Raw genomic sequence first — 22,785 nt, 5'->3', positions numbered from 1 at the left:
GCCCGGGGCTCACATCCGGCTCAGGGAGGCCGCCGCGAACAGCACGTCGCGGATCGCCTCGCGGTCGCCGTCCTGGCCCGCGGCCGCCTCCTCCGGCGAGACGTGGCCCGCCGCGAGGCGGCAGAACTCCACGCCGTCCAGCGCCACATGGGCCACCTCGTGCTCCCGTGAACCGGTCGCCGCGGGGGAGTCGAGCGGGATGAGCCACTCGCCGCCGCCGAGCCCCTCGATCTCCAGGCGCAGACTGCGGCCCGGCGCGCCCGCCGCGACCAGCCGGCGGGGCGGCGTGGCGAGCCCGGAGCGGCGGCGCTCGGCGAGCGTGCCGGGGAGCAGCCGGGCCGCGAGGTCGATCATGCGGTGGAGGTGCCGGGGCGCGGGCGGCGCGTACGGATAGTCCACGGCGTCGGCGATGTCGCCCGCGTGGATCCAGCACTCGAAGGCGCGGTCGACCATCGAGTCGCGCAGCGGCAGCTCGACGGTCAGCCGCGGCCCGGGCCCGGCGCCGCCGCCTCCCGGGGCGGCCACTGTCCCGTACGGCACCGGGAGCCGGCCCGAGCCGCCCCCGGAGCCCGAGGAGGGACCGCCGGCCGCGAACGACACCGTGCGGATCAGCTCGTGCGTCTGGTCGCGCCAAGGGGTGCGCACCGCGCGCGTGGGCGGGAAGTGCGAGGCGCGCCAGTACGCCTCGGTGCGGTGGGAGGGGTCCTGCGGGACGCCGGCCTCAGGACCGAGCGGGTCGTCGAGGCCGAGGGCGCGCCCGACCATGCCGTCGACCGCGAGGAGATGCGCGATGACCCCGGCCACGGTGGTCTTCCTGCTGACCGGGCCGTCGCCCTCGAACCAGCGGAGCCGCACGGGGGCGTGCCACTCCGCGTCGCCGATGTCCTGGAGGAGGGCGTCGAGGCGGGCGGTCTCCGCGTCGTACGGCACGGCCCACTCGGGCACCGGGATGCGGGGCGGGCGGCGGCCGAGGCAGCTCTCCAGGACGCGGGTGCGCAGGCCCGGGTCGAGGTCGAGGCTCTCCTCGGGGTGGAGCAGGCCGACCGCGTCGCGCAGCCGCAGGGCTTCTTCCGCGCAGGGGCCGCAGCCGCCCAGGTGCTCCTCGACGGCGGTGGCCTCCTCCGCGGAGCAGGCGGCGAGCGCCCAGGCGCCGAGCAGGGACTTCAGGACGCGGTGCTCCAGGACGAGCGGCGCGGGCGCCGGCGGCGGATCGGGCAGGTCGGGCAGGGGCTGTCCGGTGTCCTCCAGGGAGGCGCGCGGCGGTGGTATGCGCGGCGCGGTGCCGTCGGGGCGGTCGGGTCCCGGGCCGTCGGGGCCGTCGAGCGGCTCGGGGCGGTCGGCGCCGGTCACAGCGCGGCTCCGGGGCCCGGCGAGGTGTCGTGGGGCAGGCCGGTGGCGGGCGCGGGGGTGTCGTTGGCCGTGGCGAGGAGCTGCAGGCCGAGGCGGAGTCTGCGGCGGGCCTCGTCCTCGGTGACGCCGAGGTCGGCCGCCGTCTGGCGGTAGTCGCGGCGCTGGAAGTAGGCGAGCTCGAGGGCGGCGCGCAGCGGGGTGGGCATGGCCGTCACGATGTAGTCCGCGCGGGCCGCGGCCGACGCGCGGCGGACCTTGCGCTCCAGGTCCTCCTTGGTGCCCTCGCCGCCGCGGGCGAGGGCGGCGGACTCGGTCTCGCGGAGCCTGCGGACGGCCTGCTGGTGGGCGAGCGTGGCGATCCAGGAGCGGAGGGGGCCCTGTCGCGGGTCGTACGCGTCGGGGTTCTCCCAGACGTGGCCGAAGACCTCTCGGGTGACGCGGTCGGCGGCGCCCACGTCGCCGAGGACGCGGTGCGCGAGGCCGTGCACGAGCGAGGCGAAGCGGTCGTACAGCTCTCCCAGCGCGGCGGCTTCCCCGTGCGCGAGCCGCTGCTGCATCCGGCGGTCCCAGCGCCGCGGCGCTTCCTTCGGCATGCGGCCCCCTCGTGCGCTTGCCCTGTGCTGCCTGCCTGACTGCTCGTACTGGCTACTCGCTACTCGAACGGTACTTCGAGTTCTGCGCTCACGCTGCTGTCCCTGTTCCTGGAACTCTCTCGAATGTAGTCGGCGCCGCTGACAGCACACTCTTGATTGCGGCAAAGCGCGCACCTCGGCGGAGGCCGGATGATATTGACGGTGGCCTGCTGGTGTTTCATGGAGGCAGCGATGGGGCAGCCGAAGCTGAACGAAACGTAAGGACTGCTTCCGGATCACTCCGCAACGGCGGGGCAGGCGAGGGCGAGCGAGAGGCGTGGCGTGTGACGCTCAAGGTGATGGTGAGCGAGCAGGCAGGCTGGGCCGTGCTGTGCGTCTCCGGCGAAATGGACCTGATGACCTCGCCGATGGTGCGCCAGCGCGTGCACGACGCCGTCGCCGACGGCCGCCGCCGCATCGTGCTCGACCTCTCCGAAGTGCTGTTCTGCGACTCCAGCGGCGTCGGGGTGCTGATCGCCACACGACGGCTGATCCGTTCCTTCCAGGGCCGGCTGCGGCTGATACTGCCCGCCCAGGGCGCCGAGGACGGCTCGCACGTCAACCGGGTCCTCGCGGCGCTCGGCGTCCGCAGGCTCTTCGAGGTCTTCCCGGACGTGCCGGCGGCCCTGGACGACGGCGCGACACCGCTCTCCGCCTAGCTCTCTCGCCCGGCTCTTCCTACACGTGCCGCTTGGCCTCGGCCACGAAGGAGTTGATGGCGTCCCGCGAGACGCGCCGCCGCTCGGCGAGTTCGTCGCGGTCGTCGGCCCTGTGCACATCGGCGACGTGGTCGAGGGTCTCCCACGCGAGCCGGACGAGCTCGTCGTTGCTGGTGAGCAACTGCACGCGGAACAGCGCCTCCTGGGCCTCCGAGCGCATCTCGTACGAGCGGAAGCGGGCCTCCTCGCTCTCGTCGTGCCGGTTCTCCGCCCTGCTGAACCAGCGGTCGACCAGTATCCGCCGGTAGTTGACCAGCGCTCCCGCGTACGCGCAGTACGCGTCGATCCGTTCCTGCCGCAGCCTCTCGCCGCGCGTGAACCGCTCCGTCCGTTCGATCGCCCTCCGCTGGAAGGAGTGGGTGAGACCCGCACCCAGCAGGGTTCCAAGCACCGCTATGACACTCGCCGCTACCGCTTCCACGCAGGACAGTGCAGCACACCCCGCCCGTGGCACACCCGTGTCCCGGAATTCCGGCGGTCTTGCCACAAGCGTCGCTTTCCCGCCTCCGGGTAGCCGTCCACCACGTACGCTCGCAGCCGGGGAGAACACCCCCGAGCAAGTATCCAACCGCGGAAGTGAGGCGGCCCGAAGATCATGGACAGTGCCGAGTACGAGCGTAGGATCGCGGCCCGGTTCGCCACCTTCGACCAGGACGGCAACGGCTACATCTCGCGTGAGGACTTCAGTACGGCGGCGGCAGCCCTGTGCACGGAGTTCGACGCGACGGCGCGCTCCGAGAAGGGGCAGGCCCTCTACATCGGAGCCGAGGCGTTCTGGCAGGGCATGGCCGGGATCGCGGACCGCGACGGCGACCAGCGGATCACCCGCGACGAGTTCGTGGGCGGCGCGGTGAAGCGGCTGCGGGACAACCCTGGCCGGTTCGCCGAGATCGCCCGGCCGTTCCTGCACGCGGCGATCGACGTCGCCGACGGGGACGCGGACGCCGCGGTGACGCCGGTGGAGGCCAAGCGCGCGCTCAAGGCGCTCGGCGTGCCCGAGGACGTCGCCGAGGGGGTCGCCGCGGCCCTGGACGTGGACCACGACGGCCGGGTCTCGGAGGAGGAGATCGTGACGGCCTTCGCCCAGTACTTCACCGTGCCCGAGTAGCACGCGCCCGAGCAGCACGCGCCGCCAGGTGTCCGAGTGGGCGTCAGGGCCGGGAGAAGCGCTCCCGGAGCTTGTACTTGAGCACCTTGCGCAGCGTCTCGTTGCGGGGAAGCGCCTCGACCACCTCCAGCTGTTCCGGCAGCTTGTAGGGGGCGAGGCCTTCCCCGCGCAGGTACGCGGTGACCGCCTCCAGCGTCAGTACGCCGGTCCCCGCCCGCTGTTCGACCACCGCGCAGACCCGTTCGCCGCGCTCCGGGTCGGGCAGCCCGACGACCGCGGCCTCGCCCACGGCCGGGTGCTGGTGCAGCAGGTCCTCGATCTCCTTGGCGGAGATGTTCTCCCCCTTGCGGATGATGATGTCCTTCGCGCGTCCGGTGAGGACGAGATGGCCCGTCTTCTTGAGGTGGCCGAGGTCCCCGGTGATCAGGAACCCGTCGGCGTCGAAGACGGCCGCGCTCTGCGCCGGGTCGACATAGCCCTGGCAGACGGCTTCGCCGCGCAGCCGCACCTCGCCGTCCGTGCCGGGCGGCAGTTCGTTGCCCGCCGCGTCCGTGATGCGGATTTCCATGCCCTCCGGAGGCAGCCCCTCGGTCGTCGCGAGGTTCTCCGCGGTGTCGTCCGGAGCGCCCATGGTGATCATCGGCACCTCGGTCATGCCGTAGCCGTGGGTGAGCCGGCAGCCCATCTCCCGTACGACGGCGTGGTAGATCTCCGGCGGCTTGGGCGCCCCGCCGCCCGCGAGGAGGCGCAGGGTCGGGATGACCTTCTCGCCGTCGGGCAGTTGGCGCTGCTCGGTGAGGAACATCGAGTAGAAGGCCGTCGACCCGCCCGCCACGGTCACGCCGTGCCGCCGGTATCCGTCGAGCGACGCGGGCAGCGCGAAGTGCTCGAACATCACCGCGGGGAAGCCGTAGAGCAGCAGCATCACGGTGTAGTCGGGGCCCGCGATGTGCGCGAAGGGGAACGCCATCGAGCCGACGTCCGACGCCTTCAGACGCAGCGCGTGGGCCAGGCACGAGCCGCCCGCGATCAGGGAACGGTCCGTGTGCAGGACGCCCTTGGGGTCGGACGTGGTGCCCGACGTCCAGTAGATCCAGCGCACCGACGTGCCGTCGGAGGGCGGCGGTGGCAGGACGGCCGGGTCGGCGTCGGGCAGCGACGCGTACGCCTCGAACACCTCGAAGTCGCGTCCCGCGCCGAGCCGGTACGCCATCTCCAGATGGTCGTGGCCGCGCCAGACCCCCGGCACGGCGAAGAACTCCGCCTTCGACTCCCGCAGCGCGAAGCCGACTTCGCGGTCCCGGTGGAAGGGGATGACCGGCGACTGGACCGCGCCGATGCGGGCGAGCGCGAAGGACAGCAGGGCCGTCTCGATCCGGGTCGGCAGCTGCCAGGCGACGACCGTGCCGGGCCGCACCCCCATCCCGTACAGCCCGGCGGCGACGCGCTCGGCGCGGTCCCGCAGCTCGCCGAAGGTGAGCGTGCGGTCGTCCGCGGGATCGGCCGCGGCCTGGATGAGGACGGGCCTCTCGGGGGTGAGGTCGGCGCGGCGCGCGATCAGCTCCCAGAGAGTGCGGGACTCACCCAGCGCGTACGCGATCTCTTCCTCCGAAGATCCCATGCGATCCCCTCCAAGCCCGCGAAGCCCGACCTGACGACTAGTCAGATCGTGCCGAGAGCGTAAGCCCCGGCGCCTTGTCGGTCCAGGGGTGCGGGGCTAGCCTGCGGTCAGACGTCATCTGACGGCACGTCAGGTGGCCTGCCGGACGCGTAGGAGCCGCATGGACCTCACGTACACCGACGAGGAGGAAGCCTTCCGGGCCGGGCTGCGCGAGTGGCTCGCCGCGGTGCTGCCGACACTCCCCGCCAAGCCCTCCCCGCAGGACTGGCCGGGCCGCCGCGCCTACGACACCGCATGGCAGCGCATGCTCCACGACGCGGGCTACGGAGAGGTCCACTGGGACGCCTCCCCGACACAGCGGCTCATCTTCCTGGAGGAGACGGAGAAGGCGGGCGCCCCCTACGTAGGCGCCAATTTCGTGGGCCTGCTGCACGCGGGCCCCACCATCGCGTCCGAGGGCACGCCCGCACAGCGCGAGCGGTGGCTGCCGCCCGTCCTGCGCGGCGACGAGGTGTGGTGCCAGGGATTCAGCGAACCCGACGCCGGGTCCGACCTCGCGTCGCTCCGCACGCGCGCGTGGCGCGACGGCGACCACTACGTAGTGAGCGGGTCCAAGATCTGGACCTCCCACGCCGAGGTGGCCGACTGGTGCGAGCTCCTGGTGCGCACCACCCCGGTCAGTGAGGCCGTGCCCAAGCACCGGGGCATCACCTGGCTCGCGATGCCGATGGACGCCCCCGGGATCACGGTGCGCCCGCTGCGGACGCTGGCGGGCTCGACCGAGTTCGCCGAGGTGTTCCTCGACGAGGTACGGGTGCCGGTGGCCAACCGCGTCGGGGACGAGAACGACGGCTGGCGCGTGACCATGGTGACCCTCTCGTACGAGCGCGGCACCGCCTTCGTCGGGGAGGTGGTGGCCTGCCGGCGCGTCCTCGGCGAGCTGGCCCGCGAGGCTCGCGGGAACGGCCGCTGGGACGATCCGGCGCTGCGGCGCAGGCTCGGCCGGCTGAGCGCCGAGTTCTCGGCGCTGTGGCGGCTCACGCAGTGGAACGTGAGCGAGGCGCAGCGCACCGGCGGGGTGCCCGGCGTGGGCGGCTCGGTCTTCAAGCTGCGCTACTCGCACGCGCGCCAGGAGCTGTACGACGCCGCCGCCGAGGTCATCGGCCCCGGCTCCCTCGACCTGCGGCACGAGTGGACCCTCGACCGGCTCTCCTCGCTCTCGTACACGATCGCCGCGGGGACCTCGCAGATCCAGCAGAACATCGTGGCCGAACGGATTCTCGGCCTCCCGAAGGGGCGGTGAAGGACCGCGTGGACTTCCAACTGACCGACGACCAGCGGGCCTTGCGGGACAGCATGCGGCAGCTCCTGCACGGCCGCTTCACCCTGCGGGACGCCACGGACCGCCTCGACCGGGCGCTCTGGCGCGAACTGGGAAAGGCCGGCTTCTTCTCGCTCGCGCTTCCCGAGGCGGAGGGCGGGGTCGGACTGGGGCTCCCGGAGGCCGTGTTGGTGTTCGAGGAGGCGGGGCGGGTGCTGCTGCCGGGGCCCGCGGTGGCGTCGTTCCTCGCGGCGGGGGACGTGCCGGGCGCCGCGACGGGGGAGACCGTCGTGACCGCGGTCGACGGCCCCCTGGTGCCGTGGCTGGCCGAGGCGGACGTGGTGCGTGGCGACGCCACCGGCGCCGTACCCCTGCGGTCCGTCGACCCGCTGACGCCGCTGCACCGGGTCCCGGACGCCGGGGGCGCCACCCGGGGAGCTGGAGGGGCCCCGGCGGTCCTCCTCTACGCGGCCGAACAGCTCGGCAGCGCCGCCCGCAGCTGCGAGACGGCCGTCCAACACGCCCGGCGCCGCGAGCAGTTCGGCAGGCCGATCGGCGCGTTCCAGGCGGTGAAACACCTCTGCGCACAAATGCTCGTACGCGCCGAGCTGGCCCGCAGCGCCGTGTACGCGGCGGCCGTGACCGGGGACGCGCTCGACGCCTCGGCCGCCAAGCTGCTCGCCGACGACGCGGCCGTGCGCAACGCGCGCGACTGCCTCCAGGTGCACGGCGGCATGGGCTTCACCTGGGAGGCCGAGGTGCACCTGCACCTCAAGCGGGCCTGGGTGCGGGCCGAGCTGGGGCGGTCGGCGCGGGACGCCGAGGAGGAGCTGGCCGCGGCGCTCTGAGGTAGGGGGGAGGTGTGTTCGGCGGTGTCGCGGAGAAATTGGTCTGCCCGATATCGGGTGATTTGCCCCGGTGTTCCATGGGGCGAACCCCGCCCGCGCGAAGACTACTCAGCGTCGATATCGGGTTGTGTCCTACGCGAGACTCGTCACGGCATGGAGTCGGTGTCCGGCTCGGGTACCTTGTGTGAGATGCGAATGGTTCTGAGGCCGAGCCATGCCGGTGTTGCCCATGGGGCGGCCCCGGACCCGGCAGTGCGCGCCGTTCGCAGGACAGGGCGGGGCTACGCCGCCGCCTGTTCGACCCCCCGCGGCGCGCGTCGCACAGTATGCAGCACGCGTACTCCTTCGCGCTGGAATATGCCCGAAGCGCTTGTTGGGGTGACTGAACGTCAATCATGCTGTCTCCCAAGGGGATCACGTTCGGTGACCCTGTGGAGTCGCGAGGCGATGTGTCCGCCGGTTCGGATGGTGTGAGCGGTGCAGGTGCTTCAAGTTCAGCTGGAGGTCGGGGCCGACCCCGCGGAAGTGGGACGGGCCAGGCGTTGGGCCCGTTCACGACTGGCGGGCTCCGGGATAGAAGCCGACGAGCCAGTGGCCGAGACCCTGATCCTGTTGATCTCGGAACTCGTGACCAACGCCGTGGTGCACACCGGGTGTCCGGCTGTACTGCGCATGCTGCTCCCCGGCTCCCCGGCCGACGCGGCCGATGCGGGCGACGGGGCGGGGACGGTCCGGGTCGAGGTGGTCGACAGGAGCGCCCGGCCCCCGGCGCAGCGGCATGCGCACGGCGACGACACCAATGGCCGCGGCCTGGAGCTCGTCGACGGCCTCGCCGACCGCTGGGGCTGGCGCCCGGAGGGCACGGGCAAGAGCATCTGGTGCGAGGTGGACCGGTGCGAGCCCGGTGTCGCGGCGGTCGCTTTCGAGGGGACGACCCATGAAGCGGCGGCGTACGACGCGACGGGCTGCGACACGGTCACCTGTAACGCCGCGGCCCACGACACAGCGGTCTACGACACGGCGGCCTACGACACGGTGGGCTGCGACGTCACGGCCCACGGCGTGGCGCCCCATGGCGTGACGGCGTGCGACGGGGCGGGCGCCGTCTACGGCGGGCAGACCTACGGCGTGTACGGGGTCTATGGCAGGACGGTCTACAACAGGGCGGCTTATGGCGACGTCGCCGTCGCCTACGAAGCGGTCTGACGTCCTGACGTGCTGACGTCCTTACGTGCCGACAGCCTCACGTCCCGACAGCCCGACGTGCCGACAGCCTGACGTCCTTACGGTCTGACTTCGAGCCCGTATGCGCCGTCGTGTGCCACGGTGCGCTGTTGACGTGCCGTGTCCGATTGATCACGCTTGTGTGCAGCGATTCGCTGCGAGGGGACGTCGAGGGTGCCCGGTGACGGAGATCCTTGACGAAGTGTGGGTCGCGCGTTCGGCGTCAGTCCCTTCGTGGCCGCGCAGGTGCACAGGACGGGACCGAGTGCCGGAACCGGACGGCGGCGTGCGCGGCGGCGCGCTCGGGGCGCAGGCCGACGCGCCGCCGTCCGGTGCGAAAGCGGTCCTGGTGGAAGCGGCGTCGGCGGGACCGGTGTTCACAGTACGGCGACCGGCGCCACCGGCGTGCCCGTCCCGCCGACGAAAGGCTCGGGCATCGCGGACAGCAGGAAGGTGTAGCGGGAAACTTGTGCACAGGCTGTGGACAAGTTTTCCAGATTCCAGTTCTGGCCCTGCAGCATCCCCATCTCGACCAGGTGGAGGGCGTGCACGGGAAGCCACAGGTTCTCGACCTCCGGCGGGAAGATCTCGAAGGTGAGGGTGTCGTTCGCGACCGCCGCCACGTCCCGCGCGTGGAACCACTCGGGCGTGCGCAGCGAGAGGCCCGGAGACGGATGGCCGTACGCGTGCTTGTCGCCCGCGAGATAGACCTGGAGCTGTCCTGTCCGTACGAGCACGATGTCGCCCGCACGGACCGTCACGCCCCCGAACTCCGCGGCCTCGTCCAGGTCTTCCGGAGTGACGGCGTGGTCGCCGGGCAGCCGGTCGAGGCCCTTGGCGCGTGCGACGTCGAGCAGGACGCCGCGCGAGACGATGTGCGGGACCTTGTCGATGCCGCTGAACCGGGCCCGTGTGTGGGCGGTGATGCTGTGCGCGGGGCGGCCGTTGTAGATCTTCCCCGAGTGCGACGCGTGGGTGAGGGCGTCCCAGTGGGTGGCCGTCTGCAGGCCCATCGTCACCGCGTCGTCGCTGGTGGCGACCGTGCCGGGGCCGAACAGCTCCTGGTTGATCTGCACCATGGTGTGCAGGGGGTTCACGCGGCCCGGGATCAGGCCCGTCTGCACGCCGTCCTCCTTGAGCGGGAGCGCGAGCGGGACGCGGTGGCCCGAGCGGATCTCGGCGGCGGCCGCGCGTACGACCTCGTCGGTGACGAGGTTGAGGGTGCCGAGCTCGTCGTCGGCGCCCCAGCGCCCCCAGTTGTTCACGCGCTTGGCGATGTCGTGGAACTCGGCGGGCAGTGGCGATGGGCCTGCGTCTGACATGAGTGCTCCCCGGGGCTTGTCTTCCGGTATCTGACGGGCCATAGAATCTAACGGTCCGTCAGAAACCGCGGGAAGGGGCCGGCGTGGGGAACTTCTTGGCAGGCAAGGTGGTGGCCGTGACCGGCGCCGGGCGCGGTATCGGCAGGGCCGTCGCGCTCGCCGCCGCGGCCGAGGGCGCGAAGGTCGTCGTCAACGACTACGGCGTCTCCATGGAAGGCGCCGAGCCGACCAGCGCGGTGGCCGACGCGGTCGTCAAGGAGATCGAGGCGGCCGGCGGGGAGGCCGTCGCCGTCGCCGACGACATCTCGACCATGGCCGGCGGGCAGCGGATCGTCGACGTCGCGCTCGCCGAGTACGGGCGCGTCGACGGAGTGGTGTGCGTCGCCGGGATCCTGCGCGAACGGATGCTGTTCAACATGTCCGAGGAGGAGTGGGACCCGGTCGTCGCGACCCACCTGAAGGGCACCTTCACCGTCTTCCGCGCCGCGTCGGCGGTCATGCGGAAGCAGGGCTCGGGCACCTTGATCGGCTTCACCAGCGGCAACCACCAGGGATCCGTCGCGCAGGCCAACTACAGCGCCGCGAAAGGCGGAATCATCTCGCTGGTGCGGAGTGCCGCGCTGGGCCTGCACAAGTACGGGGTGACGGCCAACGCGGTCGCGCCCGTCGCGCGGACGCGGATGTCCGCGAACGTACCGATGGAGCTGAAGGAGATCGGGGAGCCGGAGGACGTCGCCGCGCTGGTCGTCTATCTGCTGAGCGACCGCGCCCGCGAGGAGGAGATCACCGGGCAGGTCTACACGATCGCCGGTCCCAAGATCGCCGTATGGGCACAGCCGCGTGAGCTGCGCGCAGGCTACGCCGAGGGGGCGTGGACCCCGGAGAAGATCGCGGACTTCCTGCCGGGGACGGTGGGCACCGACCCGATGCCGATGCTGGCGCAGCTGGAGGCGATGGCGAAGGCGGCGGCGGAGGCGAAGGCCGGCCGGGAACGGCCGGACGCGTAGGCGGGCGGGGGAGGGCAGAGCGGGGCAGGGCTGTGGATTTCGGATTCGGGTCCGAGGACGAGGCGTTCCGCGCTGAGGCGCGGGCCTGGCTCGCGGAACACCTGACCGGTGAGTTCGCCGCCGCGGTGGGGCGGGGCGGCCCCGGCAGCGAGCACGAGGGCGGTGCGGCGCGGCGGGCGTGGGAGCGGGAGTTGGGGAAGGGCGGCTGGATCGGCCTCGGGTGGGGGCCGGGCCCGTACGGCAACCGGGAAGCGACGCTGACCCAGCAGGTGGTGTGGGCCGAGGAGTACGCGCGGGCCAAGGCGCCCGGACGGTACGGGCACATCGGCGAGAACCTCCTCGCGCCGACGCTCCTGGCGTACGGGAGTCAGGAGCAGCGGGACGCGTTCCTGCCCGCGATCGCCCGGGGCGAGGCGCTGTGGTGCCAGGGGTACAGCGAGCCCGGGGCCGGGTCCGACCTGGCGGGCGTGCGGACGCGGGCGGTACGGGACGGGGCGGGGTTCTTCCGGGTCACCGGGCAGAAGATCTGGACGTCGTTGGCGCAGGAGGCCGACTGGTGCTTCGTGCTGGCGCGGACGGAGGAGCGAGGTGAGGGGGCGGGGCATCGCGGGTTGTCCCTCCTGCTGGTGCCCATGGACCAGCCCGGCCGGATCGAGGTGCGGCCCATCCGGCAGCTGACGGGGACCAGCGAGTTCAACGAGGTCTTCTTCGACGGCGCGTGCGCGCGTGCCGAGCACGTGGTGGGCGGCGTGGGCAACGGGTGGCGGGTCGCGATGGGCCTGCTCGGCTTCGAACGGGGTGTCTCCACGCTCGTCCAGCAGATCGGCTTCGCGGAGGAACTGGCGGGCGTCGTACGGGAGGCCGTGGCGTCCGGGGCGGTGGGGGACCCGGTGGTCCGGGAGCGGATGGTGCGGCAGTGGGCCGAGCTGCGGGTGATGCGCTGGAACGCGCTGCGGACGCTGGGGGGTTCGGCTTCGGTGGACCCAAGGGGCGCGGGGGCACCCAGTGTGGCCAAGTTGCTGTGGGGGCGGTGGCATCAGCGGCTCGGGGAGCTGGCGATGGAGGTGCGGGGGGCTGCCGCTGCCGTGGGACCGCGGAACTGGTCGTCGGAGACACCGTACGAACTCGACCCCACCCAGCGGCTGTTCCTCTTCAGCCGGGCCGACACGATCTACGGCGGGTCGGACGAGGTGCAGCGGAACATCATCGCCGAGCGCGTGCTCGGTCTGCCGAGAGAGGCCAGAGGGCCTCGGTGAGGGGTGTGCGTGATGAGGGGTGTCGTGTTCGACGGGGTGCGGGTCGAGGTTGTCGACGACCTGGAGATACGGGCGCCGGGGCCCGGGGAGGTCTTGGTCGCGATGGCCGCGGCGGGGCTGTGCCACAGCGATCTCTCGGTGATCGACGGGACGATTCCGTTTCCGTCGCCGGTGGTGCTCGGGCATGAGGGGGCGGGGGTCGTGGAGGCGGTGGGGGAGGGGGTGGCGCATGTGGCGCCCGGGGACCATGTGGCTCTCTCCACGATCGCCAACTGTGGGACGTGCGGTGAGTGTCATCGGGGTCGGCCGACGATGTGCCGGCGGGCCATCGGGATGCCGGATCAGCCGTTTTCCCGGGGCGGGGAGCCGGTGTACCAGTTCGCGGCGAACTCCGCCTTCGCGGAGAGGACCATCGTCAAGGCGGTGCAGGCCGTGAAGATCGCGGACGACGTGCCGCTGACGTCGGCGGCGCTGATCGGGTGCGCCGTGGTGACGGGGGTGGGGGCGGCGCTCAACCGCGCCCGGGTCGGGCGGGGGGACTCCGTGGTGGTGATCGGCACGGGCGGGATCGGGCTCAATGTGCTGCAGGGGGCGCGGATCGCGGGGGCGGGCACGATCGTGGCGGTCGACGCGAATCCGGAGAAGGAGGGGGTGGCGCGGAGGTTCGGGGCGACGCACTTCCTGCCCTCCACGGAGGGCGTCCGCGATGTGCTGCCGGACGGGGCGGACCACGCGTTCGAGTGTGTGGGGCGGGTGGAACTGGTGCGGGAGGCGGTGGACCTCCTGGACCGGCACGGGCAGGCGGTGCTGCTCGGGATGCCGGGGGCGACGGCCGAGGCGTCGTTCGTGGTCGCGTCGATGTTCCTGGACAAGTCGATCCTGGGCTGCCGCTACGGGAGTTCACGCCCGCAGCGCGATTTCGCCCTCTACGCCGAGCTGTACCGCAACGGCCAACTCCTCTTGGACGAACTGGTGACGGCGACCTACCCCTTGGAGGACTTCACCAAGGCAGCGGAGGACGCGGGGGCGGGGCGGGTGGCGCGGGGGGTGCTGACGTTCTGAGGGGGTTCTGGCGGCTGCGGGTCGGGCGGGGCTTGTGTCCGCGCCTTGGGTCCGTCTGTGGGTGCGGGGCCGCGGGGGTATGTACGTACTCGCCATCACTACGCGCCACGCCTCAAGAACAAAGACGCCACAGTGCGCTCAGTGCTCCGTGCGCACATACCCCCACGTCCCCTCCCGTCTCGATCGCGGTGAACGGCCGGTGGGGGTCTTGCGCCTTCCCCTGCGGGCCGTCGCGGGGCAATTCCCATCCGCCCGTCCCCACCCCCTCCGGGCGTCGCGGGGAACACCGGCCCACCCGCCCCACTCCCGGCGCAGGGCAGCCCCCACCCCGCCCGTCCCCACCCCCCCCAGGGCGTCGCGGGGAACACCCGCCCACCCGCCCCTACCCCCGCAGGACGGCGCGGGGCAAACGGGTGGGTGGGTGGGGAACATCCGCCGCGAAGCGGCGGGCTTGGTGCCCCTACCCCGGCAGGACCTCGCGGGGCCCGTTATTCGGAGGTGACCGAGGCGCCGGGGTCGTTAGCGTCGGGGGATGGGATATCGGGAGGTTGTGTCAGGGGGAGTCGCGCGGTGGGGGATTGTGGCCGTGGGTGCGCGGATGCCTGTGGCGGCCGCGCCCCTCGCCCTCGTCTTCCTCGTACGGGAGCGCCCGGGCGGCTACGTCCTGGGCGCGGCCCTCGCCGCGGCGTACGTCGTGGGAGAGATCATCGGCGCCCCGCTGCTCGGGATGCGGATACGGGCCGAGAGAGCGCGCCCGCAGCTGGCTGTGGGACTCGGTGTGGGGGCCCTCGCCTTCATGGGGCTTGGCGCCCTGCCGGACGCGCACCCCGTCGTGCTGGGGAGCCTCGCCTTCCTCGCCGGTGCCGGCCCCGCCGCCGCGCCCGGCGGCCTGCGCGCGCTGCTGACCGGTCTCGTGCCGGAGAAGGCCGTCGCCCAGGCGCTTGCGGTCGAGTCGATGCTGACCTTCGCGATCTGGGCGGTGGCGCCGGCCGCCGTCACCGGGCTCGCGCTGGGGGTCTCGGCGGTGCTGCCGTTGCTGCTGGCCGGGCTGCTCATGGGTGCGTCCGTGGCGGGGCTGTGGATGCTGCCCGCGGGGTGGGAGTCGGACGCGGACGACCGGGGCGGCGAGTCCATGGCGCGGATCCTCGTGCGGGCCTGGCCCGTCTTCGTGACGGGGGCGGCCAGCCTGTCGATGCTCGCTCTCGCGGAGCTGGTGCTGCCCGCCCTGCTGGAGCAGCGCGGCATCGCCGTCGGGTGGGCGGGCCCGCTCCTTGCGGGGCTCGCGGTGGGGTCGGCCGCCGGGTCGTTCGTGTACGGGCTGCGGCGGTGGCCGGGGCGGCTGCGGACGCAGAGCATGGTGTTGATGTCCGGTCTCTGCGGGTGCCTGGGCCTGGTCGCCGTGGTGCCGGGCGTCGGGTGGATGTTCGGTGTGCTCGGGGTCGCCGGGGTGTTGCAGGCGGGCGCCATGCTGACCCGGAACCTGTCGCTGCGCGAGCTGCTGCCGCCCAGCGCCCTCGCCGCGGGCTATTCGGTGATGTACGCGGCCGTGGGCGCCGGTTACGCCGCGAGCGGCTCGCTGGCCGGTGGCCTGCTGAGCGCCGTCTCGCCGTCGACGGCGATTCTGGCGGGCGTGGCGCTCGGCGTCGTACTGACCGTGATCGGTGTGCTGGGGGAAGTGAAACCGCTGGAAGGCGGGGGCTCAGGCGGGGGTGACGTCGCGGAAGGTGCGGCGGTAGGCGGTGGGGGTGACTCCGAGCGCGGCCTGTAGGTGCTGCCGCATCGACTGTGCCGTGCCGAACCCCGCGTCCCGCGCCACCTGGTCGACGGAGAGGTCGGTGGATTCGAGGAGGTGGCGTGCCCGTTCCACGCGCTGCTGCGTCAGCCACTGGCCGGGGCTGATGCCGACCTCCTCGCGGAACCGCCGCGTGAAGGTGCGGACCGACATCGACTCCTGCTCCGCCATGTCGCGCAGTTGCAGCGGCTGGTCGAGGCGGCCGAGCGCCCAGGCCCGTGCCGTCCGCGTCGTCGCCACCTGCGGCTCGGGCAGGGGCCGGTGGATGTACTGCGCCTGGCCGCCGTCGCGGTGGGGCGGTACGACGGTGCGGCGGGCCACCTCGTTGGCGACGGCGGTGCCGTGGTCCCGGCGTACGACATGGAGGCAGAGGTCGATGCCCGCGGCCACGCCCGCCGACGTCAGGACGTCGCCGTCGTCGATGAACAGCACGTCCGCGTCCACCCTGACCTTGGGGAAGAGCCGCTGGAAGTGCTCGGCGGACGACCAGTGCGTGGTCGCGGGGCGGCCGTCGAGGAGCCCGGCGGCGGCCAGGATGTAGCCGCCGGTGCAGATGGAGACCAGCCGGGTGCCCGGCCTGATGTGGGCGAGGGCCGCCGTCAGCTCTTCGGTGAGGCGGCCCTCCTCGTACACCGGGCCGAGTTCGTACGACGCAGGGATCACGACGGTGTCCGCGGTGGCCAGCGCCTCCGGCCCGTGTTCGACCAGGATCGAGAAGTCGGCGTCCGTGCGGATCGGCCCCGGTGGACGCACCGAGCACGTCACGACCTCGTACAAGCGCCGCATCTCGGGCGTACGCGCCCCTTTGAAGATCCGCTGGGGGATGCCCAGTTCGAAGGGGATCACCCCGTCCAGGGCGAGGACGACGACGCGGTGCCGGTCGGGCGATGAGGGCATGGCCCGATCCTAGCGAATGCTGTCCCTCGGGCCACTCGTTCGGGACGTACCGTTTTCGGATCCTGAATGACGTGACCCAGACAACCGAGACGCCCGCGCGCAGCACCCCGCCGGGCAGCACGCCCCGGCGCCGTACCCCTCGTATCCACCGCGCGTGGTTCGTCGCCGCCGTCACCTTCGTGACGATCATCGGCGCCGCCGCGTTCCGCTCGCTGCCCGGTCTCCTCTTCGACCCGCTGAACGACGAATTCGGCTGGTCGCGCGGCACGGTCGGGCTCGCGGTCTCCCTCAACCTCGCGCTGTACGGCCTCACCGCGCCGTTCGCCGCCGCGCTCATGGACCGCTACGGCATCCGCAAGGTCGTCGCGGTCGCCCTGATCGTGATCGCGAGCGGCTCCGGCCTCACCGTGTGGATGGACTCCGCGTGGCAGCTGCTGCTCTGCTGGGGTCTGCTCGTCGGGCTCGGCTCCGGCTCGATGGCGCTCGCCTTCGCTGCCACGGTCACCAACCGGTGGTTCACCGAACGGCGCGGCCTCGTCACCGGCATCCTCACCGCCGCCTCCGCGTCGGGCCAGCTGATCTTCCTGCCGCTCCTCTCCTGGATCGTCGAGACGCACAAGTGGCGGCCCGCCACCGTGACGGTCGCCCTCGCCGCCCTGGTCGTCGTCCCCTTCGTCTGGCTGCTCCTCCGGGACCACCCGGCCGACGTCGGCCTCAAGCCGTACGGCTCGAAGGAGTTCGTGGCCAAGCCGGCGCCCGTCCCCGGCGCCGCGCGCCGCGCCGTCACCGTCCTCTTCAAGGCCGCCCGCACCGGCCCCTTCTGGCTGCTCGCGGGCACCTTCGCGATCTGCGGCGCCTCGACGAACGGACTCATCCAGACCCACTTCGTGCCCGCCGCGCACGACCACCACATGCCCGTCACGGCCGCCGCGTCGCTGCTCGCGGTCATCGGCGTCTTCGACATCATCGGGACCGTCGCGTCGGGCTGGTTCACGGACCGCTTCGACGCGCGGCGGCTGCTCGCCGTCTACTACGCGCTGCGCGGCGTCTCACTCCTCTTCCTGCCGATCCTGCTCGCGCCGACCGTCCACCCGCCGATGATCTTCTTCATCGTCTTCTACGGCCTGGACTGGGTCGCCACCGTCCCGCCGACCCTCGCCCTCTGCCGCGAGCAGTACGGCGACGACAGCGCGATCGTCTTCGGCTGGGTCCTCGCCTCGCACCAGGTGGGCGCGGCCCTGGTCGCGTTCCTCGGGGGTGTGGCGCGGGACGCCTTCGGCTCGTACGACGTGGTCTGGTACGCCTCCGGGGCGCTGTGTGCGGCGGCGGCGCTGATGGCGCTGGTGATCCGGCGGCGTGAGTCCGAGCCCGCGGCGGTGGCCGCCTGAGCGGTCCCGGGAGCGTCAGCGGGTGAAGCGGCCGAACGCGCCCCGGTGGAACAGGAGCGGGTCGGCGTCGCCCTCGGCCGCGCCGAGGGCGTCCACCCTGCCGACCACGATGAGGTGGTCGCCGCCCGTGTGCACGGCCTGGATCGTGCAGTCGACCCAGGCCGGCGCCCCGGCCAGGCGCGGCGAGCCGGAGACCGGCGCCGCGTCGTACTCCACCCCGGCGAACTTGTCGGCGCCGCTCACCGCGAAGGCGCGGCAGAGCTCGCCCTGGTCGGCGCCGAGGATGTTGACGCAGAAGACGCCCGCGCGCGCGATGCGCGGCCACGTCGTCGACGTACGCGCCACCATGAAGGAGACCAGGGGCGGGTCGAGGGAGAGCGAGGCGAAGGACTGGCAGGCGAAGCCGGCGGGGCCGCCGGGGTCCTCGCCGCCGGCTCCGGTGTCCGCCGCGGAGGAGACCGGGGCGGGGGCCGTGATCACGGTGACGCCCGTCGCGAAGTTCCCGAGCACGCGCCGGAACTCGCCGCGGTCGAGCGGCGCCCGCTCGTCGTCGCCGACCGCGCGCAGCTGAGGGCGGGGTAGCGCCTCGACGGGGGCCGTGGTGGTGCGGGCCCCGACCGACCTGAGGTATCGAACAGCGGTGGCCGCCATCCCTGCGTGTCCCATCACATCGCCCATTGAAGCTGACGGGGCGTCAGATGGGAAGGGTGTGGCCGAATCGCTGCAGGCCCACGCGTATCTTCAGCCCCATGAAGCGGGGGAGTACGCGCCGGACCTGGGGCGATGCGAACATGCGGGCCGCCGGGGCGGCGTGCGCGGCACAGCTGCCGGTGGCCGGAGCGGTGGCCTTCGTGCTGTCGCTCGACGACGACACGTACGGCGCGGCGGGCGGCCCCGCCATCGGTCTGGCGTGCGTCGTCCTCTTCGCGCCGCTGCTCCTGCCGCTCCTCGGCCTGCTGCACGCGGCTGTGCTGACGCTCCCGGCCTGCCGGCTCGGACGCCGGGCCGCCGCCACCCGGTGGGGACGCGGACGCGGCCCGGAGTGGGCCTGGTCGCTCGGTTGTCTGCTGCCGGTCGGCGCCGCGTGGGCTGCGCCCTTCGCCGCGCTCGGCGCCCCCTTCGTCGCCCTCGCGCTGTGGATCGCGGCGAGCGGAGTGGTGCCCGCACTGAACGTCGCGTACTGCCGACGGCGCGAGGAACGCCTCGGCAGGCCCCTGCGCAAGGTCTGGATCCTCTCCGGACTCGCCTCGCTCGGCCTGTGCGCCACGGTCGTCGGCGCGGCCGTCGTGGCCACGCTGACCGGATTCATCAAGGAGTACGAGCCCCCGCGGCCGACCACCGGTCAGCTGGCCGGCGTCTGGCGCGGCGAGGGAGGCGAGGCCGAGCTGCGGCTGTACGGGAGCGGCCGTGCGGAGCTGCGCGGCTGCGACGCCGACGCCGCCTGGAAGGTGGGCGTCGACACCGTCCTGCACCGGCCCGCGGTCCTGCTCGAAGGGCGCGGCGCGGAGTGCGGGGCGAGCCCCGCCTGGATCATCGGGGGCACGCAGGACGACCTCGAACTCTTCGTGACCTCGGGCGACCCGGACTCTCCCGACGTCGAGATCTTGTGGAGGGGATAGGGGGGTAGGGGGAGAGGGGCAGCCGGTTGCGGGTGGGCGTCAGCGGCCCCGGTACGACGGGGTGCGGCGCTCGACGAAGCTGCTCACGCCTTCCCTCGCGTCCGCCGTGGTCATGTTGATCTCCTGGGCCGCCGCCTCGGCAGCGAAGGCCGTCGCGCGGTCCGACTCCAGGGACGCGTTGATCAGTTGCTTGGTCAGGGCGAGGGCGCGGGTCGGTCCGGCCGCGAGCCGCTGCGCCCACTCCCGTGTCGTCTTCTCCAGCTCGTCGGCCGGTACGACGCGGTTGACGAGCCCCATTCGTTCTGCGTCGGCGGCGGACAGGGAGTCCCCGAAGAACATCAGCTCCTTGGCGCGCTGCGGTCCGATCAGCCGGGGCAGCAGATAGGCGCCGCCGCCGTCCGGCACGAGGCCGCGGCGCACGAACACCTCGATGAATCGGGCCGGTTCGGCGGCGATGACCAGGTCACAGGCGAACGCCAGGTGGGCGCCGATGCCGGCGGCGGTGCCGTTCACCGCGGCGATCACCGGCTTCTCGCAGTCGAGGACCGCGGCGACGAGCCGCTGCGCGCCCTGGCGGATGGTGCGGGCGACGTCACCGGGCACGCGCTCGCCCGAACCGGACGCTCCGGAGGCCCCGGATGCTCCGGGCGCTCCGGGCGCTCCGGGCGCTCCGGGCGCTCCGGGCGCCCCGCTCGCCCCGCGCAGGTCGGCGCCCGCGCAGAAGCCCTTGCCGGTCGCGGTGATCACGACGGCCCGCACGGCGGGGTCGCCGGAGGCCTCGCCGAGGAGGCCGATGACGCGTTCGCGCTGGTCAGGGGTGAGGGCGTTCAGGGCTTCCGGCCGGTTCAGCGTGATCCACGAGACGGCGTTGTCAGTGGTGTGCCGTATCAATGAGTCGAGGGGTTCGAGGGGTTCGACGGGTCCGGGGGAGGCTGTCATGGGGGAGTGGCTCCGTTGTGTACGGGGACGGGTGCGGGCACGGACACGGGCGTTGATGTCGGTATTGGCGCGGACGGTGTGCGGGCGGCTCCGGGCGCGGGGCGCGCATGGCCTAGCGGCAGACGGCGAGTGCGTCGAGGGCGACGGCTCCCTGCCCGCGCGGCAGCACCATCAGGGGATTGATGTCCAGCTCCGCGAGGTCGTCACCGAGTTCAAGGGCCATGCGCTGCACCCGCAGGACGACTTCCACGAGCGCGTCGACGTCGGCGGGAGCCGCCCCCCTGACGCCGTCGAGGAGCGCGCGCCCGCGCAGCTCGGACAGCATCGCCTTCGCCTGGTCCTCGCCGAAGGGCGGCACCCGCACGGCCACGTCCCGCAGCACCTCGACGAGTACGCCGCCGAGCCCGACCGTCACCGTCGGCCCGAAGAGCGCGTCGTGCGTGACGCCGACGACCATCTCGACGCCCGGCTCGACCATCTGGCAGACGAGGACGCCGTCCAGCGGGACGTCCTCGTAGCGTGCGATGTCCGTCAGCTCCCGATAGGCGTCCCGCACCTGGCTCGCCGAGGTCAGCCCGATCTTCACGAGGCCCAGCTCGGTCTTGTGCGCGAGCTGCGGCCCCGACGCCTTCATGACGACCGGATAGCCGACCAGCCCGGCCGCCCGGACGGCCGCCGCCGCGCTGGTCACCAACTGCTCCCGAGGCACCCTGATGCCGTACGCGCGCAGCAGCTGCTTCGCCGCGTGCTCGCTGAGCTGCTGGCCGGGCCGCATCAGGGCCTGCGCCTTGCGGAAGGAGGGGGACGGCGTGCGCGGCGCCTCGTCGAAGGGGGAGCGGTAGCCGGTGGTGAAGCGGTGGTGGTCCAGATGCGCGCGCACCGCCGTGATGCAGTTGGCGAAGGTGCGGAAGGTGGCGACGCGCGAGGAGCCGAGGAGCGTCCTGCGATAGGCGTCCTCGGTGCCGACGGGCGAGCCCCACACCACGCACACCAGCTTGTCCGTCTGCTCCGCCGCGTCCACCAGGTCCTGCGCGAGCTTGTCGCTCATCGGCGGGAAGGGGCCGGTGATCGGGCAGATCAGCACCCCCACCTGCGGGTCGTCGAGGATCGCGTCGATGATCTTGCGGCCGCGCCAGTCGCCGACGGGGTGCCCGCCGTTATCGATGGGGTTGGCGACGTTCAGGTACTCGGGTACCCACTGGTGCAGCTCCGCCTGCTTGGCGGCGGAGAGGGTGGGCAGGGAGAGGCCGGCCTCCGTCGCCAGGTCCGAGAAGTGCGCGCCCGTGCCGCCCGAGATCGAATAGACGGCGACCCCGTCGGCCAGCGGCGTGCGGGCCCGCGCCAACAGGGCGGCAGTGTCCTGAAGTTCGTCGAGCCCGTCGACGCGGATCACGCCGAACTGCCGCATCGCCGCGTCCACCACCGTGTCGGCGCCGGTCAGTTTGCCGGTGTGTGAGGCGGCCGTGCGGGCGCCGGTCTCGGTGCGGCCGACCTTCACGGCGACGACGGGCACGCCGCGCCGGGCCGCCCGGTCGGCGGCGAGCAGGAAGGCGCGGCCGTCCTTGAGTCCCTCGATGTAGCAGGCGATGGCGCCGACCTCGGGCCGTTCGGCGAAGTAGGAGATGAAGTCGGAGGTCTCCAGGTCGGCTTCGTTGCCGGTGGGCGCCCAGTGGGAGAGGCGGACGCCGAGCTCCTGCATCGCGAAGACGGGGCGGCCCTGGTGGCCGGACTGGGTGATGAGGGCGACGGCGGGCCCTTCGAGGTCCTCACGGAAGTGCTCGAAGGCGTTGAGGTTGGTGTTCGGGCCGAGCAGCCGGAGGCCCGAGCGCTGGACGGCGGCGGCGAGGCGGGCCTGGGCGGCGGCTCCCTCCTCGCCGGTCTCGGCGAACCCGGAGGCGAAGGCGACGGCGAACCGCACCTTCTCCTCGGCGAGCCGCTCGATGACGGGCAGCGGGTCGCCGACCAGCAGGACGGCGAGGTCGACCTGTTCCGGCAGGTCCGCGACAGAGGGGAAGCAGGGGATGCCGAAAACCGACTGACGCGTGGGGTGCACGGGGTGCAGGCGCGCGCCGACCCGCTCGGCCCAGGCGATGAGCTGGCGGGTGATGCCGGTGTTGGGCCGGCCCTCGGCGTCCGAGGCGCCGATGACGGCGACGGAGTTCGGGCGGAAGAAGCGGTCCAGGTCGGGTACGCCGGAGTACAGCGGGCGTCCGCTGACGTCCAGGTCGTCCGCCGTGACGGCCCGGCCGTGGACGGCGCCGGGAGGGAGTTCGCCGCAGGCCACGACGTGTGCGCGGCGGGGGTCGGTGGTGAAGGTGCCGTGAGTCGATCCAAGCATCGGTCCGCCCGCTCCTGTGTGACAGCACGTATCTGACGCATAGTCAGGTTACGCAACTGACGCTTCGTCAGGAACGGTGCTGCACGTAAAGCCTCCGGCGGGGCGGGGTGGGTGGGGCGCGGTCGTCCGCCTCGTCTACGGAAGCGCAGGATCCGTGTGGTGCCAAGGTCGTGAATCGGCCGCGGGTTGGTTGTGGCTGGACGCGCAGTTCCTCGCGCCCCTGGGAGGCGCCCTGCGGGCGGCCTTTGCCCGGTTGTGAGTCGGGCGCGGGTTGGTTGTGGCTGGGCGCGCAGTTCCCCGCGCCCCTGAAAGGCGCCCTGCGGGCGGCCTTTCCCCGGTCGT

19 protein-coding genes and 1 pseudogene are annotated in these 22,785 nt (G+C 72.8%); 11 read left to right on the top strand and 9 right to left on the bottom strand.

Annotated features, from left to right (window positions below):
* Nucleotides 1–9 precede the first annotated feature (9 nt).
* Complete coding sequence (locus tag ACZ7LU_RS34895; RefSeq protein ID WP_471919033.1) at nucleotides 10–1,350, bottom strand: zf-HC2 domain-containing protein; 1,341 nt, start codon at nucleotides 1,348–1,350, stop codon at nucleotides 10–12.
* The gene (locus ACZ7LU_RS34890; RefSeq protein ID WP_468305069.1) at nucleotides 1,347–1,943 is read right to left on the bottom strand and encodes a sigma-70 family RNA polymerase sigma factor; all 597 of its coding nucleotides are present in this window, start codon (nucleotides 1,941–1,943) and stop codon (nucleotides 1,347–1,349) included. Before ACZ7LU_RS34890 ends, ACZ7LU_RS34895 begins: the two co-directional genes overlap by 4 nt.
* A gap of 338 nt (nucleotides 1,944–2,281) precedes the next feature.
* Between ACZ7LU_RS34890 and ACZ7LU_RS34885 the strand changes: the two genes are divergently transcribed.
* Nucleotides 2,282–2,641 (top strand): STAS domain-containing protein, encoded by a 360-nt coding sequence (locus ACZ7LU_RS34885; RefSeq protein ID WP_471919091.1) that lies wholly within the window; start codon nucleotides 2,282–2,284, stop codon nucleotides 2,639–2,641.
* A gap of 19 nt (nucleotides 2,642–2,660) precedes the next feature.
* Here the strand turns inward: ACZ7LU_RS34885 and ACZ7LU_RS34880 are convergent, their stop codons facing one another.
* Entirely contained in the window at nucleotides 2,661–3,092 is a 432-nt protein-coding gene (locus ACZ7LU_RS34880; protein WP_398303124.1) for a hypothetical protein, read from the bottom strand.
* A gap of 204 nt (nucleotides 3,093–3,296) precedes the next feature.
* Here ACZ7LU_RS34880 and ACZ7LU_RS34875 point away from each other — a divergent pair, with 204 nt between their 5' ends.
* A complete protein-coding gene (locus ACZ7LU_RS34875; protein ID WP_398303126.1) occupies nucleotides 3,297–3,809 on the top strand; it encodes an EF-hand domain-containing protein in 513 nt (170 codons plus the stop codon).
* Nucleotides 3,810–3,852: 43 nt separating this feature from the next.
* On the opposite strand, the gene ACZ7LU_RS34870 is transcribed toward ACZ7LU_RS34875, so the two are convergent.
* Nucleotides 3,853–5,430 carry a class I adenylate-forming enzyme family protein gene (locus ACZ7LU_RS34870; protein WP_471919032.1) on the bottom strand — a complete coding sequence of 526 codons (1,578 nt, stop codon included), beginning with the start codon at nucleotides 5,428–5,430 and terminating at the stop codon, nucleotides 3,853–3,855.
* Between the two features lie 160 nt (nucleotides 5,431–5,590).
* On the opposite strand from ACZ7LU_RS34870, the gene ACZ7LU_RS34865 reads away from it, so the two are divergent.
* The 3 genes and pseudogenes from ACZ7LU_RS34865 to ACZ7LU_RS34855 form a co-directional block, all read left to right on the top strand.
* A complete protein-coding gene (locus ACZ7LU_RS34865; RefSeq protein WP_468305063.1) occupies nucleotides 5,591–6,733 on the top strand; it encodes an acyl-CoA dehydrogenase family protein in 1,143 nt (380 codons plus the stop codon).
* 8 nt (nucleotides 6,734–6,741) lie between these two features.
* Entirely contained in the window at nucleotides 6,742–7,599 is an 858-nt protein-coding gene (locus ACZ7LU_RS34860; RefSeq protein ID WP_471919031.1) for an acyl-CoA dehydrogenase family protein, read from the top strand.
* Nucleotides 7,600–8,076: 477 nt separating this feature from the next.
* Nucleotides 8,077–8,502 (top strand): annotated as a pseudogene (locus ACZ7LU_RS34855) (ATP-binding protein); the annotation flags it as partial.
* Nucleotides 8,503–9,200: 698 nt separating this feature from the next.
* On the opposite strand, the gene ACZ7LU_RS34850 reads toward ACZ7LU_RS34855, so the two are convergent.
* A complete protein-coding gene (locus ACZ7LU_RS34850; protein WP_471919030.1) occupies nucleotides 9,201–10,145 on the bottom strand; it encodes a cyclase family protein in 945 nt (314 codons plus the stop codon).
* 83 nt (nucleotides 10,146–10,228) lie between these two features.
* Here ACZ7LU_RS34850 and ACZ7LU_RS34845 point away from each other — a divergent pair, with 83 nt between their 5' ends.
* The 4 genes from ACZ7LU_RS34845 (at nucleotide 10,229) to ACZ7LU_RS34830 (ending at nucleotide 15,238) form a co-directional block, all read left to right on the top strand.
* Nucleotides 10,229–11,152, top strand: a complete 924-nt coding sequence (locus ACZ7LU_RS34845) for an SDR family NAD(P)-dependent oxidoreductase (RefSeq protein ID WP_468555588.1) — start codon at nucleotides 10,229–10,231, stop codon at nucleotides 11,150–11,152.
* Between the two features lie 32 nt (nucleotides 11,153–11,184).
* Nucleotides 11,185–12,408, top strand: a complete 1,224-nt coding sequence (locus ACZ7LU_RS34840) for an acyl-CoA dehydrogenase family protein (RefSeq protein WP_471919029.1) — start codon at nucleotides 11,185–11,187, stop codon at nucleotides 12,406–12,408.
* A gap of 12 nt (nucleotides 12,409–12,420) precedes the next feature.
* On the top strand, nucleotides 12,421–13,470 hold the full coding sequence (locus ACZ7LU_RS34835; RefSeq protein WP_471919028.1) for a Zn-dependent alcohol dehydrogenase: 1,050 nt from the start codon (nucleotides 12,421–12,423) through the stop codon (nucleotides 13,468–13,470).
* Between the two features lie 532 nt (nucleotides 13,471–14,002).
* Nucleotides 14,003–15,238, top strand: a complete 1,236-nt coding sequence (locus ACZ7LU_RS34830; protein ID WP_471919027.1) for an MFS transporter — start codon at nucleotides 14,003–14,005, stop codon at nucleotides 15,236–15,238.
* On the opposite strand, the gene ACZ7LU_RS34825 is transcribed toward ACZ7LU_RS34830, so the two are convergent.
* Nucleotides 15,170–16,159, bottom strand: coding sequence for a GlxA family transcriptional regulator (locus ACZ7LU_RS34825; protein ID WP_398303142.1), 990 nt, complete (start codon nucleotides 16,157–16,159; stop codon nucleotides 15,170–15,172). The genes ACZ7LU_RS34830 and ACZ7LU_RS34825 overlap by 69 nt on opposite strands.
* 71 nt (nucleotides 16,160–16,230) lie before the next feature.
* Here ACZ7LU_RS34825 and ACZ7LU_RS34820 point away from each other — a divergent pair, with 71 nt between their 5' ends.
* On the top strand, nucleotides 16,231–17,547 hold the full coding sequence (locus tag ACZ7LU_RS34820; protein ID WP_468555598.1) for an MFS transporter: 1,317 nt from the start codon (nucleotides 16,231–16,233) through the stop codon (nucleotides 17,545–17,547).
* Nucleotides 17,548–17,562: 15 nt separating this feature from the next.
* On the opposite strand, the gene ACZ7LU_RS34815 is transcribed toward ACZ7LU_RS34820, so the two are convergent.
* Nucleotides 17,563–18,213 (bottom strand): flavin reductase family protein, encoded by a 651-nt coding sequence (locus ACZ7LU_RS34815; RefSeq protein WP_471919026.1) that lies wholly within the window; start codon nucleotides 18,211–18,213, stop codon nucleotides 17,563–17,565.
* Between the two features lie 83 nt (nucleotides 18,214–18,296).
* On the opposite strand from ACZ7LU_RS34815, the gene ACZ7LU_RS34810 reads away from it, so the two are divergent.
* Entirely contained in the window at nucleotides 18,297–19,166 is an 870-nt protein-coding gene (locus ACZ7LU_RS34810; RefSeq protein ID WP_471919025.1) for a hypothetical protein, read from the top strand.
* 39 nt (nucleotides 19,167–19,205) lie between these two features.
* Here ACZ7LU_RS34810 and ACZ7LU_RS34805 read toward each other — a convergent pair whose 3' ends face one another.
* A complete protein-coding gene (locus ACZ7LU_RS34805; RefSeq protein ID WP_471919024.1) occupies nucleotides 19,206–20,105 on the bottom strand; it encodes an enoyl-CoA hydratase/isomerase family protein in 900 nt (299 codons plus the stop codon).
* A 112-nt stretch (nucleotides 20,106–20,217) separates the two neighbouring features.
* Nucleotides 20,218–22,443: an acetate--CoA ligase family protein gene (locus ACZ7LU_RS34800; RefSeq protein ID WP_471919023.1), complete on the bottom strand. Its 2,226-nt coding sequence runs from the start codon at nucleotides 22,441–22,443 to the stop codon at nucleotides 20,218–20,220.
* Nucleotides 22,444–22,785 lie beyond the last annotated feature (342 nt).

This window comes from Streptomyces sp. NPDC039462 (assembly GCF_055639375.1).
Note: the sequence above shows the minus strand (reverse complement) of the source record. Positions and strands in the feature narration are given on the sequence as shown.